The 1,300-nt window shown below is 60.2% G+C and carries 2 protein-coding genes and 1 pseudogene; all 3 read right to left on the reverse strand.

Annotation, left to right across the window (positions count from 1 at the left end):
- Positions 1–280, reverse strand: a pseudogene (locus tag C2U70_RS32555) (flagellar basal-body MS-ring/collar protein FliF); the annotation flags it as partial.
- A 179-nt stretch (positions 281–459) separates the two neighbouring features.
- Positions 460–735, reverse strand: a complete 276-nt coding sequence (locus C2U70_RS32560; RefSeq protein ID WP_002714638.1) for a DUF1153 domain-containing protein — start codon at positions 733–735, stop codon at positions 460–462.
- Positions 736–949: 214 nt separating this feature from the next.
- Positions 950–1,300: FlgD immunoglobulin-like domain containing protein (locus C2U70_RS32565; protein ID WP_283810415.1), on the reverse strand; the 351-nt coding region annotated here is incomplete at its 5' end.

Below are 1,300 nucleotides of genomic sequence, written 5' to 3' on the forward strand. Positions count from 1 at the left end.
CCTCGGCGAGCTTCATGCGCAGACGCGTGACCTTGTCCTTGGGCACCATGATGATGCTGCCCTCGTTCCGGATCTCGAACGGGATGCCCTGGCGCTCCAGGTCCTTGATGATGCCGGAGGAGTCCTCGACCGAGAGGTCGGTGAACAGGGTGGTCATCTGCGGCGCGGTCACGCGCATGATGACGAACGCAAAAAAGCCGATGAGCGCGGCGGTCACCGCGATCATCGCCGCGAACCGCGCAGCGCCGAGACCCTTCAGGAAGTCCAACAGACCTTGCAAGCAACCGCCCCAGAGATTCGGCCCAAACTTTCCGGCAGCCGACTGGGCAATTATTGCCTAGGTGATGGTTTCGATATGGTTAACGAAGGTTAAGAGCTCTGACAAAAGAACGGACATGAAAAAAATCGGCCTCGCGGGGCGGGGCCGATTTTCGTCAAATCGATCAGTTTCCGGATCGCTTACTGGCGATACTGCTGGATGCGGGTGGTGCGCAGGCCCGCAAGACCGTGCTGGTCGATGGAAAACTGCCAGGAAAGGAATTCGTCGACGGTGAGGGTATAGCGGCTGCAGGCTTCCTCGAGGGAGAGGAGGCCGCCGCGAACAGCGGCTACGACCTCGGCCTTGCGGCGGATGACCCACCGTTTGGTTCCGGGCGCGGGAAGATCGGCAATCGTTAACGGGCTGCCGTCCGGCCCGATGACGTATTTTACCCTCGGGCGATGGGGTTCTGTCATGGCGTACTCACAAACTCTCAACCACTGAACTCACGCCACAACCCTACGCTTGGCGGCTTAAAAATCCGCTAAGCCTAAGGCTTCAATACAATTCTCGTTGAAAATGGCGGGAACAGCCTCAGCTCGGCCGGCGGGACGGGGCGTCCAGGCCGGTCGAGGGGGACTTCGTAAATACTTTACTAACGAACAGAGCCAGTCAGGCGAGGTGCGAACCTCAATTGCTGGTGGCGGCGATGCTCTTCACCTGGCTGACGGTGTAGGTCTGGCCGTCGATGGTCAGAAGCGGCGGCGACTGGGTCAGGTCGACCGACGACACCGTGCCCTGCACCTGCGCCGACACGCCGATATTGTTGCCTGCGGTATCCTTGCCGGTCGCCGAGATCGTATACTTGCCGTCGGGCCATTGCGTGCCGTCATTGCCCTGACCGTTCCAGGTGAAGGGAATGTCCGAACCTTGACCGGCCGTATATTTACCGGTGAAGACGGTCTGGCCGCTCGAATTCGCGATGGAAATATCGACGGTCGCGCTGGAGGGAACGTTGAGGTGCCAGGTCGCCGACGAGCT

It is taken from the genome of Bradyrhizobium guangdongense, assembly GCF_006483445.1.
Taxonomy (GTDB): Bacteria; Pseudomonadota; Alphaproteobacteria; order Rhizobiales; family Xanthobacteraceae; genus Bradyrhizobium; species Bradyrhizobium guangdongense_A.